Below are 15434 nucleotides of genomic sequence, written 5' to 3'. Positions count from 1 at the left end.
ACCTTAGCCTATTAGTTAATTATACTAATATTTAAGTTGTCTTATACCAGGTTATGAATAATACAATCCAAATAAAATACAATAAAGGGTTTGGTTACATTACAATGATTGGACTTCTTGGGTTGCTCATTGTAACAAGTTTAATTGACGTTAAAGATAAACGTGGGATTATTTTTGGAGATGCCTGGATCATTCTCCTTTTGCTCTATTGTTTTAATAAAATATTTCTTCCAATGCTTAATGGGAAGGTGGCCATGGAATTAACTGACATAGGCATTTATGACTACATAGGTAAACAGAAAGCTACTTGGGAAAATATAACTGAAATAAGAAAAGTAAGTTTTGGCAAAGGATCAGTAGGAATTGCAATTGTAATTGCAGATACAAGAGAATTTATAAATGACAAAAGCTTTGTTAGCAAACTTCTTTGTTATTACAACAACTTTTTTTACAATACCCCATTCATTATCCCAATGCAATTTTTAGCTGGTAGTGACAATGAAATTATCGAAGTGATGCAAAATTATTTTGAACGCAGAAAACTAGCAACCAACATCGTTAATTCTACTGGTTTAACTTAATTGATAATCCAGGTATAAGCAATACACTTCCACAATTAAATTATAACATCTATAAGCAGTATTTATTCAACATGCGTTTAAGCGGCACTTACTTTGACAGACTTCTGGTAAATGTTCTTCCCTGGATAATTTTCGCTGTAATAGTAAGGTACTTCTCTGGTATGAACTCCAATATATACGTGTTCCTTATTTTAACTGGCGCACTCTGGTTAATGGACACATTAATCATATACATTAAGTTTAAAAAACCAAAATCTTTGAGCACTGGGAATGATTTACTGTTAGGTGACCGTGTTATTTATACTAATGACATTTTTAAAATAACTCCAGTGACAGATAATAGGCTGAAATGGTCGTTTAAGATGATAGAATTTACATTCAGCGATGGTAGCACTATAATGATCATAGATAAACCGCAAACTTTTATCGAAGATCTTATGCATAAACCATCAAAGACACTTAAAAAACTCTTTGAAGCATATCCCGAGCTTAAAAACAAATTAAGGCCACGCAAGTACATCTAACCAATGTATATAAATGTGCTTTTCTTAAGCTATCAGCACTAAACAGATATTGCTTCCCAAATAAATAGGTAGTAATTTGCCATTCGCAAAACACCACCAATATTTATGAAAAAGGTCTTGAAATATACAGGCATCGGTTTGTTTTCCCTGCTTGTTCTAGCCTTCATACTCCCACTGCTCTTCAAAGGAAAAATTGTAAGCGCTGTCAAATCAGGAATTAATAAAAATATTGAAGCAAAGGTTGACTTTAAAGATGTAAGCCTTTCTTTTTTCCGTCATTTTCCACAACTTTCTGTAAGCCTGGAAAATATTGCAGTTACAGGCCTCGGAGAATTTGCAAAGGACACCCTTGTAAGTGCACCTTCGATAGATGCATCGGTGAACATGATGAGTATATTCACCGGAAAGGATATAAAGATCAAAGGTGTTTATTTCAATGAGCCAAGGATCCATGCGCTTGTCAATAAGGAAGGAAAGGCCAACTGGGAAATAACCAAAGTTGATACATCGGTATCTGCATCCGAACCTTCTGCCTTCCGGGTGCAGCTGGAAAAATATGCCATTAAGAATGGCTATGTGTATTACAGGGATGAAAGCAGCGATATGACCGCCGAGATCACAGGGTTGGATCATGAAGGAAAGGGAGACCTTGACCAGGACCTTTTCAAACTGACCACATCTACTAATGCAGGCATGGCCAGCTTTAGCTATGCCAATGTTCCCTACCTGGTGAAGGCAAAGACAGATATTGATGCTGATTTTGAGATAGACAATAAAAAAAGCCGCTATTCCTTTTCCAATGCAGCCATTAAGGTCAATGACTTGAAACTGGTTGCCGATGGATTTATGCAACTGGATAATGGCAGCACTTATTCCATGGATATACAATTTGATGCGCCTTCCAATGAATTCAAGAGCATTCTTTCGCTAATACCAGCTATTTACCAGAAAGATTTCGCTAAACTGAAGACCAGTGGAACAGCGGCATTCAAAGGTTTTGTAAAAGGAATATATAGCCCTACACAGATCCCGGCGTATGATGTGAACCTGGATATAAAAGATGGCTTTTTTCAATCCCCGGCCCTGCCACAACCAGTAAAGAATGTGCAGGTCTCTGCACATATTTCGAACCCGGATGGCATTACCGATCATACTGTAATAGACATTCCCAAAGCCCATCTTGAAATGGGTACTGAACCCTTTGATTTCAGGCTATTGGTAAAGAATCCCGAAACCAGCCGGTATGTGGATGGTGCTCTAAAAGGAAAGATCAACCTGGCAGATCTTACCAGGTTTGTCAAGCTTGATGCCGGCACTAAATTATCCGGTGCACTGGCTGCAGATGCTTTTGCCAAAGGGAATATGGGCAACCTGCAACAGATAGATAAGTCTTTTTCAGCTGGTGGATTCATTACTATCAGCAACCTGTATTATGCATCCCATGACTTTGTTCATCCAATACAAAATGGCAATTTCAAAATAGAACTGGAAAATAAAGGCGGCATAGCCGATGCTACTACAATCAATATAAGCTCGGGTCATTTGGAAGTAGCCAATGATCCGGTTGACTTTTCTTTAAAGATCAGCAGGCCGGTTTCGGCTGTGGATTTTTCTGGTACTGCCAAAGGCCAACTTACATTGGATCATATTAACCAGTTTGTAACGCTTGAACCAGGAACAGCCATCAAGGGTTTGATGGATATGGACCTGAGCTTTAGAGGCAGCAAGGCAGCTATTGATAAAAAGAATTATGAACAGATCAACACTGCCGGCAACATCAATGTCTCCAATGTAAACTATACCAGTAAAGAATATCCTGCAGGCTTGCAGGTGCAAAATGCTATGCTGGTGTTCAGCCCCCAGCATGCTTCGCTGCAAAACTTTTCCGGAAGGTTTATGAATACCAACCTTACTGCTAATGGCGTACTCGATAATATGATCGTTTATGCTATGAATAAAGGCGAACTGGGTGGGACCTTGAACCTGAAGGCTGACCGGATCAATTTGAATGACTGGATGGGAACTGATACTGCTACCTCAACTGCTGCATCTTCATCTGCACCATTCCTCGTTCCGGCAAAAATGAATATTACCGTGAATGCTTCGGCAGATGCGGTGAAGTATGACAAGGTCACGTACAGCAACGTAAAAGGAGCTTTGCAGGTTAAGGATGAAACAGTAAGGCTGCAGAATGTGCAAACACAGGCTATGGATGGAACGATCACCTTTAATGGATCTTACAGCACCAGGCAGCAGAAAGAAAAGCCTGAAGTAAGCCTTGACTATAACATCAAAGATGTGGATGTGCAAAAGGCCTTCTTTGCTTATAACACCATGCAGAAGCTGATGCCGTTGGGCAGGTTCCTCGCGGGCAAACTGAGCTCCCAATTCAGCATGACAGGCAATTTGAAAGGGGATATGTTCCCTGACCTCACCAGCCTGACAGGTAATGGTAATTTGTTGTTGATACAAGGTATACTGAGCAAGTTTCAACCCCTGGAAAAGCTGGCCAACATGCTGAATATTGATGCATTGAAAGAAATTCCGGTAAAAGATATCAAGAGCCATTTTGAATTTGCCAATGGTAAGGTTTTGGTGAAGCCTTTTACTATTAAGGTAAAGGATATTGATATGGAAATAGGTGGCATGCACGGCTTCGATCAAAGCCTTGATTATATTATTGCCATGAAGGTGCCCAGAAAATACCTGGGTGCTAATGGCAATGCATTGGTCAACAACCTGGCGGCACAGGCCACCGCCAAAGGCATACCTGTAACGCTTTCGGATTTCATTGACCTGAATGTGAAAATGCAGGGCAGTATTTCCAATCCATCAATTGAAACAGACCTGAAGCAGGCTGCAGGTGATGTGACCAAAGAACTGAAGCAGCAGGCTACAGCATTTGTAAAACAAAAGACAGATAGTGCCAGGCAAACCATCAAAGATTCACTCACTGTTGTGAAAAAGCAGGTGCTGGAAGATGTGAAAGGAGAAGTGGCCAAACAACTGTTGGGAACAAAAGATTCCGCTAATAAACCTTCAGTGGAAGGCACCAAACAAAAAGCCACGGAGACCTTAAAAAATACCTTCAATGGCTTATTCAAAAAGAAAAAAGCTGCAGCCGATACTGTAGGGAAAAACGATTGATACTAAATAAAAAAAGCTTTTAGATGGGGTTGGGTTTATCCCAGCCCCAATTCTTTTACGGGATCCCAGAACTTTTTAGCGAAGTCCACCACTTTATCATCCGCCACTCTGATACCTTCTTTTTCCAGCAATTCCTGCATCTGCTCAGGATATTCAAAATGGACCTTGCCTGTAAGTAAACCCTGGCGGTTCACCACCCTGTGTGCCGGAACTTTTGGTCTTACCCGGTGCGAACCATTCATGGCCCAGCCTACCATCCGGGATGAAGAACGGGCCCCCAGCGCAGCCGCAATGGCACCATAGGAGGTTACCCTTCCCCTTGGTATCTCTCTTACCACATCGAACACCAGTTCAAAAAAGCTTTCATCTTTTTTACCCGATGGCGTTATGGTTTTTAATTTCTCATGTAGGGGTATCTTTTTGGAGGGCATACCATTGAATTAGGTGATTAAATTGATTACATTGATTACGCTATTTTAATAAAGATGATTGACACTAAATATAAATATTCAGCTATAACTGCCAAAATCATTGGCTGCGCTATGGAAGTGCATAAACATTTGGGCAATGGGTTCCAGGAAGTGATCTATCAAAGGGCTTTGGAACAAGAGTTTAATATGCAGGGACTCTCATTTGAACGGGAGTTTGGTATGAATGTATATTACAAAGAAAAAATTGTGGGCACGCGTAGGGTTGATTTTTTAGTGGAGGATGTTGTCTCGGTTGAGATCAAGGCTGTTATGAAAATGGAAGATGCCCACCTGGCGCAGGCTATCAATTATTTGGAAGCATACAATCTTGAAATTGGTATGCTTTTAAACTTTGGAGCCAAAAGCCTTGAATATCGAAGACTGATCAATCCAAAGTATAATGCTAATGCCACTCATACTGCCATCAAAACAAATACATCAAAATAATTAACCTATATCAAATCAAATTAATCAACGGTCCTGCCTTTTCATCAACTCACTCCTCCTCGGTTCCGGAACTGCTTCATACTCATAAGGGCAATTTTTGCAGCCGTTGCCACAACAATATCCCCGCTCCAGCAGGTATTTGGCAGTAAAGGTCAGCAGGCCTTTTTCATTCAGGTAATAATCCACTCCCTCAGTCAACACCTGCTTCATCTTTTAAAAACTGTTGTAATACGGCATCCATTTCTTTGGAAGGCAAATACTCAGGCAATGAAAAGCACAGGTAATGAACCTTTTTACTTCCAGCAATGTCCAGCATCTCGTAATGGGTCTTGATATGCAATTCTTTGCCAATGCCTGGTTGGGCATACACATCATCCATGTCCTTATAAAGGTGGCAGCCATACATGTCGATCACTTTTTTAGTGAACTGGTACAGGTCTGGGCTATCTGTTTTTAAGTGGATCTTGCCGCCGGGAACAAGGAACTGGTAATATAGACGCAGGAATTTGGGGTGCGTCAGTCGCTTTTTTGATTTGGAGATGCGGAGTTGAGGGTCAGGGAAAGTGATCCACATCTCATCCACTTCTTCAGTCGCAAAGAATTCAGTGATCCTGTCTATCTGTATGCGAAGGAAAGCTACATTCTTTAGGCCCAACTGGGTGGCTTTCTTGGCGCCTACCCAAAGACGGTTTCCCTTCTGGTCAATGCCTATAAAATTCTTATTGGGATAGATCTGTGCCAGGCCAATACTGTACTCGCCTTTACCACAGGCCAGCTCGAGCACCAGGGGATTCTTATTTTCAAAAAAGCCATTCCACGTGCCGGGCATAGCCACGGGGTATTGCAATACATTGGAAAAAGTTTCCAGTTCAGCAAAACGTACCAGCTTCTTTTGACCCATATACTTTACGTTCTTATGCCTGGAAGGCTTCTGACACTTACCTGGATCGGTAAGCTATGATTGAATACTAAAGGTAAATCTTAGTGTGCGGCCCCTGTTTCTTCTCTTTTGGAACTACGGGCGGTGAACATCAGTTCCTGCACTTTTTGCTTGTCCTCTTTCTCTTTTTTCAGGTCAAACATGGTCCCGAAAACAAGGTCCCATAGGGTAGAACTTACACCAAAGCCCTTATGTTCATCCTTATAGTGATGCAGGTGGTGGTTTCTCCACAATGGTTTCATCCATTTGAACGGAGGGTTCCAGGCGTGGATGGCATAGTGCATGGAAGCATAGATCAGGTAGCCCAATATGAAACCAGGGAAGAAAACAAAGGCATTTTCCCGCAAAACCAGGTATTCCAGCCCAAAAATGGCGGAGGCCAGGATAATGCTGGGAACAGGAGGCATGAACAGCCTGTCCCTGTCGCGGGGATAGTGGTGGTGATTGCCATGCATGATATAAACAAGCTTCTGAGCCTTATTGCTATTGGCCACCCAATGAAATGCATAGCGGTGGGCCAGGTATTCAAAGAAAGTCCAGAAGAACATGCCTGTAAAGAAAAGCAGGGCGATCTTGCCGCCGCTGAATCCGCGGTTGATAAAAGCATAAATAGGTAGGCCAATGATAAAGGGAAGGTAAATACCCCAGATCACCAGTGGATTCGCCTTGGTGAGCATTTCCAGGTAAGGATTCTGGAAAAGCTGCGCCTGGCCCTTATTATGAATTTTCTCAAACTTCATCAATGATGGATTTACGGCAAATTTACAAACTGCCTTGGTTTGAAGTATGGCTATTCGTCCGGATACCTCTAAATTTAAGGTTAAGTTTCTAATGGGCAAGGCCTTAATGGGTCAACTTTTGATCATTTCCCTTTAAAGTGCTTTTACCGGTATGATCCAGCAATTGATCTATCCTCACCGGTTCATAGCCTCTTTTTCGTAACCATTTAACGAGTTGGGGTAATCGCTTGTAGAATTTATCTGTGCGCCCCGGTCCCGCACCTATGTGCATCAGCAGGATAAACCCATTAAGACCGGAAGCCTGCCTGGCCTCCAGGTTAAGAATGGAAGTATAGATGATCTCTGAGCTCCTGTAATTATTGTCTTGCGTGGTAGTATAGTCCGCACTGCTTAGGGTGCCTGGAGAAAAACTGATCAACTGGAGGCCCCGTTCCCTTGTCCATAAGGCTATGGAATCATTGTACCATTCATAGGGTGGAAGAAAATAACGGGCATCGGAGGAGGTTATACCAAGTTTTCGGAGCTCCATATAATTTTTATCCAGGTCATCGTTGAATTGTTTTTTAGTTACCAGCAGGCTATCCCTTTTTACCCAATCGCAATACAGCAAGTGTTCATTGCTGTGGGCGCCTAAATAATGACCTTTTTCTTTCAGGCCTCGGATCAGTTCTTTGAATAATAGGTTTCGGTAAAACCTGCCAGTGAAAAAAAAGGATGCCTTTACATTTTCTTTCTGCAGTGCCGCCATGATGGCTGAGCCCCCTTCCCCATATTCATCACCCGTAAAAACAATGGCTATTTTTTTGGACGTACTATCGCCCCTGCGTATCGCGCCATGGTCCACCAGGAACAAATGGTGACCTGGCAAAGTATCCCAGTTCATATCATAAGCGAATGCCTGATGCAGGGATAGGGTAAGTGCAAGGAAAACAATAGAATGACCCATTCGACACATGCTACAAGTTAACAAACCTTGGGCATTCCTTTTAACGTATGACCGGTCGCGGCCATAGTATGACTCATATTGGCCTGAAGTTGGAAGTAGGTAAAAGGCGATCATTTATGCAATGATGTGGTCGCATCATTATTTAATCATCATAAATGTATTTTATGAAAAAGTGGATGTATGTCTTGAGTATGGTCTTTGTTTTTAGTTGTGCTTCTGCAGGTTTTAATGGATTGCATGCACAGCAAACTAAAACAGTACAAAAGAGTAAGAAAGGAAAATACGCATTGATCGGTGCGGCGGCAGGTGCGGGTACAGGTGCTATTGTCAGCAAAAAGAAAGGTAAGGGTGCTTTGATTGGTGGCGCTGTAGGTGCAGGTGCAGGTTATCTCTATGGTCGTCACAAGGATAAAAAATACAGGAAGACACATTCCTAAAGGCTATTAAATACAAAGGCCTTCCGAAGAAGGCCTTGTATGAACCTAAAGTACAGCAGCTCTAACCAGCAAAAGCCACTGTTAGTATAACCATCATCAAGATCAGTGTGGTAGCCCAGATAAAAAAGCCAATGCAATTGACAACCAGGCTTACAATAGGGTTGACTTTGTAGATGTGAAGTAGTGTTTTCATAGGTCAGCTTAATAGGGTTAAAAACGTTAGTCAGCAATTACGATCTGAAAGTAGCTTGCCTGATCGGTAACAAAAAGCAAATCGAAGAAAATCATTGCACCTTACAAACAAATCCTAAGTGAATCAACGTGAAAAAAGAACCGGGCATACGTATAATGCCCAGCAAATGGATGATTTACAGTAATTCCCCTTAGTACAACTCGAAAACTGCCTCCTCCTTTATTTTGTTTTCCAGGAAAGCATATGCCTCTATTATTAACGGTGATGCCTGTGTGCAGATCAAAAAGTCAAGCAGTATAGTTTATGATAAACCATTCCGTTTAAATCCATAAGTCACAACTATAAAAAGTATCCCCGGCCTACATAGGACGGGGATGGTATTTTACATTGTATTCACTGAAAGAAGATCACTTCTTCACTATCACTTTCAGGAAAGTGGCCGGGATAGAAGTAGTATTTGGGTTGCCGCTTTTATTTTCCTTTACAAAAAGTTCCTCCAGTTCACGTTGCAGTTCATCAGCCTTGCCCGACTTTCCTGCAGCTTCAAATGCATTCATGGTAGGTCCATAATAATCCCTGAATTTTTCCAGGAAGACCCTGGGTGCATAGGGAGCCCGGAAGGTAAATGTTTCGCGCCCGAATGAAATATTTTCAGGGGCAATGCCAGCCTTGCCGAAGCGTTCGATCACCTGAGATTCCACACCCCAGAGCATCGGGCTTACAAATCCCTCAGGTGGCGGCGGTGTGTAAGCAGAACTGATTTTTAATATCTGGGCTACCAGGGTTGGATCATTAGGAATCCAGTTGCCCATTACTATGCGTCCCCCGGGGCGGGTCACACGGACTATTTCTTTGGCTACATCAAACGGCCGGGGGGCGAACATGGCGCCAAAGATGCTTACCACAAGGTCATAGCTTTCATCTTCTATGCCCTGCAGGTCAGAGGCATCGCCCTCGCGTATATTGATATTCGTCAACCCTTCTTCCTGTATGCGTTTATTGCCTGCCGCCACTAGGTTGCGGGCAATGTCTACGCCCTGAACTTTGGCACCCAGGCGGGCTTCAGGAAGTGCAGTATTGCCATCGCCACAGGCAAGGTCCAGTACCTCCATACCGGGAGTGATGCCCAGTTGTTCTACGAATGCGGTACCACTCTCACGCATGGTTTACGCCAATTGGGTAAAATCACCTTTTTCCCATAAAGCTTTGTTAGGGTTAATAGCAGCAGCCTGCCCTGATGTTGATTCGTTCATGGTTTTCGTTTTTTATTTTGAAGAGAATGAGTTCTCAGGCGCGAATACTGGCAGGTTTAATAGGGATGCTTATGAAGGTACAAAGTATATTCTTTTTTACCATACGTGCACTATCTGTTGTAATCACACAAGCCCTGATCTTCGCCTGGTAATGAGGTTATCAATAGTTAGTGTTTCTGATATACTTAATAGCATTTTTCTTTCCTTGTAAATTGAGCATTCATCGTTGGACAATGAAAATTGTTTTTCTTAATCTTTCATTATCAATATTCCTTATTCTATTGTCCGACATTTCCTTCTTTCCATATCATCAATATTCTTCATCTTAATATGTATCTTTCCCGGCTATAATTAGCACAAAAGAATTATAGCAGGAAAAGCGCATGAATCCGCCCAGGGTGTTATTGGTACTGATTTCCTTTCTGCTGGTGAAGATCTGTGGTGCGCAGCTTTGCCAGGGTAGCCTGGGCGATCCTATAGTAAATATCACTTTTGGCCAGGGCTCTAATCCCGGTCAGCCTTTGGCAGCTGCTTCAACTTCCTATCAATATGTTTCACACGATTGTCCCAGTGATGGTTTTTACACGGTGCGAAACCGTACTGACCAATGTTTTACCGGCTGGCATACGCTCACGGCTGACCATACAGGTAATGGCAATGGCTATTTCATGCTGGTGAATGCCACTGAACAACCCAGTGCTTTCTATGTGGATACGGTGAACCTGCAGTGCAATAACACCACTTATGAATTTGCCGCCTGGGTGGTCAATATGAACAGGCCTTTCGAATGTAATGGCAATCCCAATAAGCCTAATCTCACCTTTAATATTGAGACAGTAGACGGCAAAGTGCTGCAAAGCAGCAACTCGGGTGATATTGGACCGCAGAGCGGTCCTGAATGGCGGCAATATGGTTTTTTCTTCAATACGCCTACCAATACCAGCAAGATCGTTTTACGCATCATCAACAATGCGATGGGCGGTTGTGGCAATGACCTTGCACTGGATGATATTACATTTCGTCCCTGCGGCCCAAGGCTTAATGCAGCCATTGCAGGTAATGGCACTTCCTTTCAATTTTGCCAGGGCCAGGCCTTGCCGCAAACATTGACCTGTGAAGTTTCGGCAGGTTATTCCAACCCACACTACCAATGGCAACAGCGTATCAACAGTGCGGCCACCTGGACCGACATCCCCGGTGCCAACAGTTTAAATTTACAAACGGATTTCTCTACCAATACCCCGGCAGGGGTGTATGAATACAGGTTGTCCGTATCGCAACAGGAAAATATAGGTAACCCTGTTTGCCGTGTCAATTCGAATGTGATCACCATCACCATCAATTCCAGTCCCGTGCCATCTGCTACCAATACCAGTCCTGCCTGCAGTGGCTCCAGTGTATTGGTCTCAGCAGCTGACGGGGATCAATATGCCTGGACGGGTCCCAATGGGTTTACCAGTAACGCGCAAAGCTTTAGCCTTAACAATGCACAGCCAGGGCAGACAGGAAAATATTTTGTGCAGGTAACTTCCGTCGCAGGCTGTAAAGCTGTGGACTCCACAGGCGTTATCGTTCATCCCACACCGGTAGCCTCGGTCAGTCCTGCAGAAGTTTCCATCTGTGAAGGAACAACAACGAATTTGCAGGCCTCGGGGGGTAGTTCCTACGTATGGAGCCCTGCTATACATCTTTCTTCATCAAGCGATGCGGCACCAGCTGCTTCGCCAGTTGACAGCACCTTGTACCGGGTGATCGTTGCCAATGATTTCCTGTGTGCGGATACCGGCTTTGTACAGGTGAATGTAAGCAAGAAGGCAAGAGCCAATGCCGGTCCTGACAAAGCATTGCTGGCGGGTCAGGTGATACAGTTGCAGGGCAGTGCCTCAGGCACCAATACCAGCTTTTCCTGGTCGCCCACCACCTATATGGATGATGCTATGGAATTGCAGCCCCATGTGCATCCCGGTGCCGACATTACCTACACACTGGAAGTAGTTTCCAATGATGGTTGCGGCACTGCCAGCGATTCAGTGAAGGTGCGGGTGTTCAACGATATCTATATACCCAATGCCTTTTCTCCTAACGGAGATGGCAAGAATGATACCTGGAACATTCCAGTGCTGCAGGTCTATTCCAATGTGGAGATCATCGTGTTCAACCGCTGGGGCGCTGAAGTGTACCATGCAAAGAACAGTGCTCCCTGGGATGGCCGCTTCAAGGGTAAGGACCTCCCAATCGGCGTCTACCCCTATATTATACAGGTAAAAGACATTGGCATCAAGCGTACCGGCTGGGTAATGATCGTTAGGTGATGGAATAACAAAGGGGGATGCCTAAGCTAAATTTTGCAAACACATGCAGCATAAAGCCCTCATTACCAGAAATTTTAATTCAAACATGAAACACATCTTACTTTTCACATTGCTTTTATGTGTCAAATTGATTTATGCAAATGATGGATCGTTTTATGGCAGCGGCAATCACCTTATACCCATCATGGAAACTGACATTTCAGTAAAAAGAGAAATTCTCACTTTGAAAAAAGTGAGGAATGAAGTAATGGAGGTGACCGTCTATTATGAATTCTTCAACCCTGGAAAGGAAAAAACTATAACCGTTGGCTTTGAGGCCTTCTCGCCAAGCGGGGATGTGGATGCAACTCCCAAAAAAGGTCAGCATCCGTATATGACTGACTTTACGGTGCAGCTAAACAATGAATTTTTAAAGTACGACATCGCTTATGTCGGTGATTCAGATTACGTTAAAGCTGGCATCATTAAATCAAAAAGCCTTAAAGATGTAAACGTTGACAATGTCAACGAGGCAGATTTTTTTTATGTTTATCATTTCAAAGCAAGTTTTAAAAGCGGCCTAAATATTTTAAAACACACGTACAGTTACCGTCTTTCCAGTTCCGTTATGAGCTACTACGATTTTCAATATGTCTTAACAGCTGCAAAACGTTGGGGTAATAAGCAAATTGATGATTTTACCCTAATACTGGATATGGGTGATTTCGAAACATTCTGCCTATCTAAGAGCTTTTTCAAATCTTCAAATGAATGGTTAATAAATGGAATCGGGAAGTTTGAAGATTATAAGACTACCTCTGACAATGACTACTTCAACGATGGAGTTACATTTCATATCAGGAAGGGAACTTTAATATTTCACAAAAGCAATTTCAAACCAGCAGCAGAGCTTTTCCTGTTTTCAAAAAGTCAATATGATACTGAAAGTGATTACCTCCCATTTTCATATTACCTGGAAAGTGTTATTAAAGAACCTGTTAACGAGAGCCAAAAACGAATTTTAAAAAATCTTCCATTTGCAAGAAGAGGATACATTTTCCAAAATCCAGAGCTAAATACTTTTTATAAAAAATTGGATTGGTATTTCCCAAATCCTGCTTATGTTCCAGATATCGATCAATTGGATGAACGTGAGAAGAAGTGGATTGAAAGGTGGAAGTAAATCCTATAACATATCATGAAGATCATCACATGGAATTGTAACATGGCATTCAGGAAAAAGGCAGAATTCATCCTGACTCATAAGCCTGATATTCTTATTGTTCCTGAATGTGAGCATCCGGGTAAATTATTGTTTAAAGAGAATACACCAAAGCCAACTGATATACTATGGTTTGGTGACAATCAAAACAAAGGCCTGGGAATTTTCTCTTATTGCGATTTCCGGTTTAAGGTTCTGGAGACATATAACCCTGCATTTAAAATGATCATCCCTATTGCCGTTACAGGTGGCGGGTAAGACTTTACCCTTTATGCCATTTGGGCAAACAATCCAAAAGATCCGGATGGACATTACATTGAACAGGTATGGAAAGCAATCAAACATTATGACAAGGGTTTAGCCAATTTGAATACTATGCTGGTGGGAGATTTTAACAGCAACAGCATCTGGGACAGGAAACATAGAGTAAGTAATCATTCGAATGTTGTAAAATATCTGGAAGACAAAGGCATTTTCAGTACCTACCATTTATTCCACAAACAGCTACAGGGAAAAGAAGTGCATCCAACTCTTTACATGTACAGGCACCAGGACAAACCTTATCATATTGACTATTGCTTTGTATCAGCAGACCTGGTGCAAAGGATTCAGTCAGTTGAAATAGGTGACTATGATTTTTGGATCCCATACAGTGATCATGTTCCTTTGATTGTGTATTTTGGATAGTATTTTAGTTGAAATTTATATTTGTCCCAGACGTATCATAGATAGCCGCTACTGGAAGAATGCCTCAACGTAGACTATATTGAAGCGCTTTATAGAAAATGCTATGAAATATTTAATCTTTTCCCTTTTTTGTATGCTGGCCTTTGCTTGCCAGGCGTTATCCCAGACCCTTACTGTAAAACAGTTGTATGATGAGCAAAGAAAAAACAACTACACATTCGGAAACAAATACCGGAATCAAAAGATAACTGTAAATGGCAAGATCAGGAGTATTAGTCCTGTTACAGTATTCTGGAAAGGAGAGAAAAATTACCACAGGGTATACCTGACAGCTACAGGTTACGAAAATTTCGTGATCTGCCAGATTCCCTATGAGGATTCTGCTGTACTAAACCGTTTCAATACCGGTGATGTTATTACAGTAACAGGGATTGTATCGCCTACCAGCGGGGATGTAGTTTATCTTAACGACTGTTCATTTACCACTTCGAAACAGGTAGTTAAAAAGAAAGAAACTCCAGAAAATGCTCCTTTTGGAAAATATAATGTTTACCAGAATGACGGTGCAGGGTTTAGTTTTCAATATACTATGTACCTGAAGTCCTATTCTTCATACACCTTAAATGGGAAATCCGGGGGCTGCGCTTACCAGGCCAAGGGCAAGAGCTTCATGTTTACTTCGGGTCCTTTAAAAGGATTTGCCGGCATTTACAGGCCTATAAATCCTTCCAATGACCAGGATCCACCGACGATAGTATTGGATGTGAACGGAAAAGTACCCGATCTGAAATCTTCAAATAAAGGCTATCAATACGGATACTATAAGGGAACGGAATGATAATGCTTAATTGTTTTCAATTCGATTTTTATTTGATGAATGGGAATGCTTAAGCAAAAAGTCATTATGCGGTTTCTATTCCTATTTGCGATACTATTGAGTTCGGAAACCACTATGTCTCAAGATTTGACTTTTACGCAGGCTGTAAATAAGTTATTCTTTGGAGTTGACATATCTGGTAACTCAGGTTCCATTTTTGACAGTTTAACTTTAGTTCCGCAATTGAAACATTATTACGGTGCAAGGCAATGGAATTTGAATGTAACAATTGAAATGAATTCAGAGAAGGCATGGTCCTCAAGATATGAATTCAGGTTCACTCAAAGTCCAATGAAAGGTTTGAATTTCGAAAGCGGAGTTATTGAGGTGGTGCTTGGTGAAACAGAGAGTACAAATAAGTTGCTTAACATTTTTTGGCGACTACAATTTAATAGTAAGGAAAAAGCTTTTAAGGCTTTTGAAATACTAAAGAAAGTCTTTGAAGATGTTTCCTCTAAGGCAAGGTTGCACTTCGGCAAAGACCTTGGACATATGGCTGAATTCTCTTCACGCAAGCAAGTGGCCAAAGGGATTAATGACATAACCCTATTCCTTAAACAGTCGCCAATCTCGAAAAAGTATGAAATAGGATTGTTTCCTGGCAATGATCTAATGAGCGAATAATGGTAAGCAAGGGTGGTTATTTTAAATATAGTTAGACACTCAACAAATGTTTTAC

18 protein-coding genes are annotated in these 15434 nt (G+C 42.0%); 11 read left to right on the top strand and 7 right to left on the bottom strand.

The features are described from left to right. Positions 1 to 53: 53 nt before the first annotated feature. The 3 genes from BP74_RS19230 (at position 54) to BP74_RS19220 (ending at position 4252) form a co-directional block, all read left to right on the top strand. Positions 54 to 581 carry a hypothetical protein gene (locus BP74_RS19230; RefSeq protein ID WP_496376727.1) on the top strand — a complete coding sequence of 176 codons (528 nt, stop codon included), beginning with the start codon at positions 54 to 56 and terminating at the stop codon, positions 579 to 581. Positions 582 to 910: 329 nt separating this feature from the next. Beyond that, a complete protein-coding gene (locus tag BP74_RS19225) occupies positions 911 to 1105 on the top strand; it encodes a hypothetical protein (RefSeq protein ID WP_496376725.1) in 195 nt (64 codons plus the stop codon). Between the two features lie 105 nt (positions 1106 to 1210). After that, a complete protein-coding gene (locus BP74_RS19220; protein ID WP_496376723.1) occupies positions 1211 to 4252 on the top strand; it encodes an AsmA family protein in 3042 nt (1013 codons plus the stop codon). A gap of 35 nt (positions 4253 to 4287) precedes the next feature. Here BP74_RS19220 and BP74_RS19215 read toward each other — a convergent pair whose 3' ends face one another. Beyond that, entirely contained in the window at positions 4288 to 4683 is a 396-nt protein-coding gene (locus BP74_RS19215; RefSeq protein ID WP_496376721.1) for an MGMT family protein, read from the bottom strand. 54 nt (positions 4684 to 4737) lie between these two features. Here BP74_RS19215 and BP74_RS19210 point away from each other — a divergent pair, with 54 nt between their 5' ends. Continuing rightward, entirely contained in the window at positions 4738 to 5169 is a 432-nt protein-coding gene (locus tag BP74_RS19210) for a GxxExxY protein (RefSeq protein ID WP_496376719.1), read from the top strand. Positions 5170 to 5193: 24 nt separating this feature from the next. Here BP74_RS19210 and BP74_RS19205 read toward each other — a convergent pair whose 3' ends face one another. The 4 genes from BP74_RS19205 to BP74_RS19190 all read right to left on the bottom strand — a co-directional run bounded on the left by BP74_RS19205 (position 5194) and on the right by BP74_RS19190 (position 7804). Continuing rightward, positions 5194 to 5379: a C1orf53 family protein gene (locus BP74_RS19205; protein WP_496376717.1), complete on the bottom strand. Its 186-nt coding sequence runs from the start codon at positions 5377 to 5379 to the stop codon at positions 5194 to 5196. Continuing rightward, positions 5360 to 6070, bottom strand: a complete 711-nt coding sequence (gene trmB, locus BP74_RS19200) for a tRNA (guanosine(46)-N7)-methyltransferase TrmB (protein WP_496376715.1) — start codon at positions 6068 to 6070, stop codon at positions 5360 to 5362. The genes BP74_RS19205 and trmB overlap by 20 nt, the downstream gene beginning before the upstream one ends. Positions 6071 to 6150: 80 nt before the next feature. Further along, positions 6151 to 6849 carry a sterol desaturase family protein gene (locus BP74_RS19195; protein ID WP_496376713.1) on the bottom strand — a complete coding sequence of 233 codons (699 nt, stop codon included), beginning with the start codon at positions 6847 to 6849 and terminating at the stop codon, positions 6151 to 6153. A gap of 103 nt (positions 6850 to 6952) precedes the next feature. Then, on the bottom strand, positions 6953 to 7804 hold the full coding sequence (locus BP74_RS19190) for a polysaccharide deacetylase family protein (protein WP_496376711.1): 852 nt from the start codon (positions 7802 to 7804) through the stop codon (positions 6953 to 6955). Positions 7805 to 7959: 155 nt separating this feature from the next. On the opposite strand from BP74_RS19190, the gene BP74_RS19185 reads away from it, so the two are divergent. Beyond that, the gene (locus BP74_RS19185) at positions 7960 to 8232 is read left to right on the top strand and encodes a YMGG-like glycine zipper-containing protein (RefSeq protein ID WP_496376709.1); all 273 of its coding nucleotides are present in this window, start codon (positions 7960 to 7962) and stop codon (positions 8230 to 8232) included. Positions 8233 to 8293: 61 nt separating this feature from the next. Here BP74_RS19185 and BP74_RS19180 read toward each other — a convergent pair whose 3' ends face one another. Both BP74_RS19180 and BP74_RS19175 read right to left on the bottom strand, forming a co-directional pair. Continuing rightward, a complete protein-coding gene (locus BP74_RS19180; protein ID WP_496376707.1) occupies positions 8294 to 8425 on the bottom strand; it encodes a hypothetical protein in 132 nt (43 codons plus the stop codon). A 407-nt stretch (positions 8426 to 8832) separates the two neighbouring features. Continuing rightward, on the bottom strand, positions 8833 to 9588 hold the full coding sequence (locus BP74_RS19175; protein ID WP_496376705.1) for a class I SAM-dependent methyltransferase: 756 nt from the start codon (positions 9586 to 9588) through the stop codon (positions 8833 to 8835). Between the two features lie 473 nt (positions 9589 to 10061). Here BP74_RS19175 and BP74_RS19170 point away from each other — a divergent pair, with 473 nt between their 5' ends. The 6 genes from BP74_RS19170 (at position 10062) to BP74_RS19145 (ending at position 15379) form a co-directional block, all read left to right on the top strand. Continuing rightward, on the top strand, positions 10062 to 11990 hold the full coding sequence (locus BP74_RS19170) for a T9SS type B sorting domain-containing protein (RefSeq protein WP_496376703.1): 1929 nt from the start codon (positions 10062 to 10064) through the stop codon (positions 11988 to 11990). A gap of 184 nt (positions 11991 to 12174) precedes the next feature. After that, a complete protein-coding gene (locus BP74_RS19165) occupies positions 12175 to 13152 on the top strand; it encodes a YARHG domain-containing protein (protein ID WP_496376701.1) in 978 nt (325 codons plus the stop codon). Positions 13153 to 13167: 15 nt separating this feature from the next. Then, positions 13168 to 13449 carry a hypothetical protein gene (locus BP74_RS19160; protein ID WP_496376699.1) on the top strand — a complete coding sequence of 94 codons (282 nt, stop codon included), beginning with the start codon at positions 13168 to 13170 and terminating at the stop codon, positions 13447 to 13449. A 117-nt stretch (positions 13450 to 13566) separates the two neighbouring features. Further along, positions 13567 to 13878 (top strand): exonuclease/endonuclease/phosphatase family protein, encoded by a 312-nt coding sequence (locus BP74_RS19155; RefSeq protein ID WP_496376697.1) that lies wholly within the window; start codon positions 13567 to 13569, stop codon positions 13876 to 13878. Positions 13879 to 13981: 103 nt separating this feature from the next. Continuing rightward, positions 13982 to 14716, top strand: coding sequence for an OB-fold protein (locus BP74_RS19150; protein ID WP_496376695.1), 735 nt, complete (start codon positions 13982 to 13984; stop codon positions 14714 to 14716). Positions 14717 to 14761: 45 nt separating this feature from the next. Continuing rightward, positions 14762 to 15379 carry a hypothetical protein gene (locus BP74_RS19145; RefSeq protein ID WP_496376693.1) on the top strand — a complete coding sequence of 206 codons (618 nt, stop codon included), beginning with the start codon at positions 14762 to 14764 and terminating at the stop codon, positions 15377 to 15379. Positions 15380 to 15434: the final 55 nt, after the last annotated feature.

It is taken from the genome of Flavisolibacter ginsengiterrae DSM 18136, from assembly GCF_059568575.1.
This window is presented reverse-complemented; position numbering and strand designations above follow the sequence as displayed.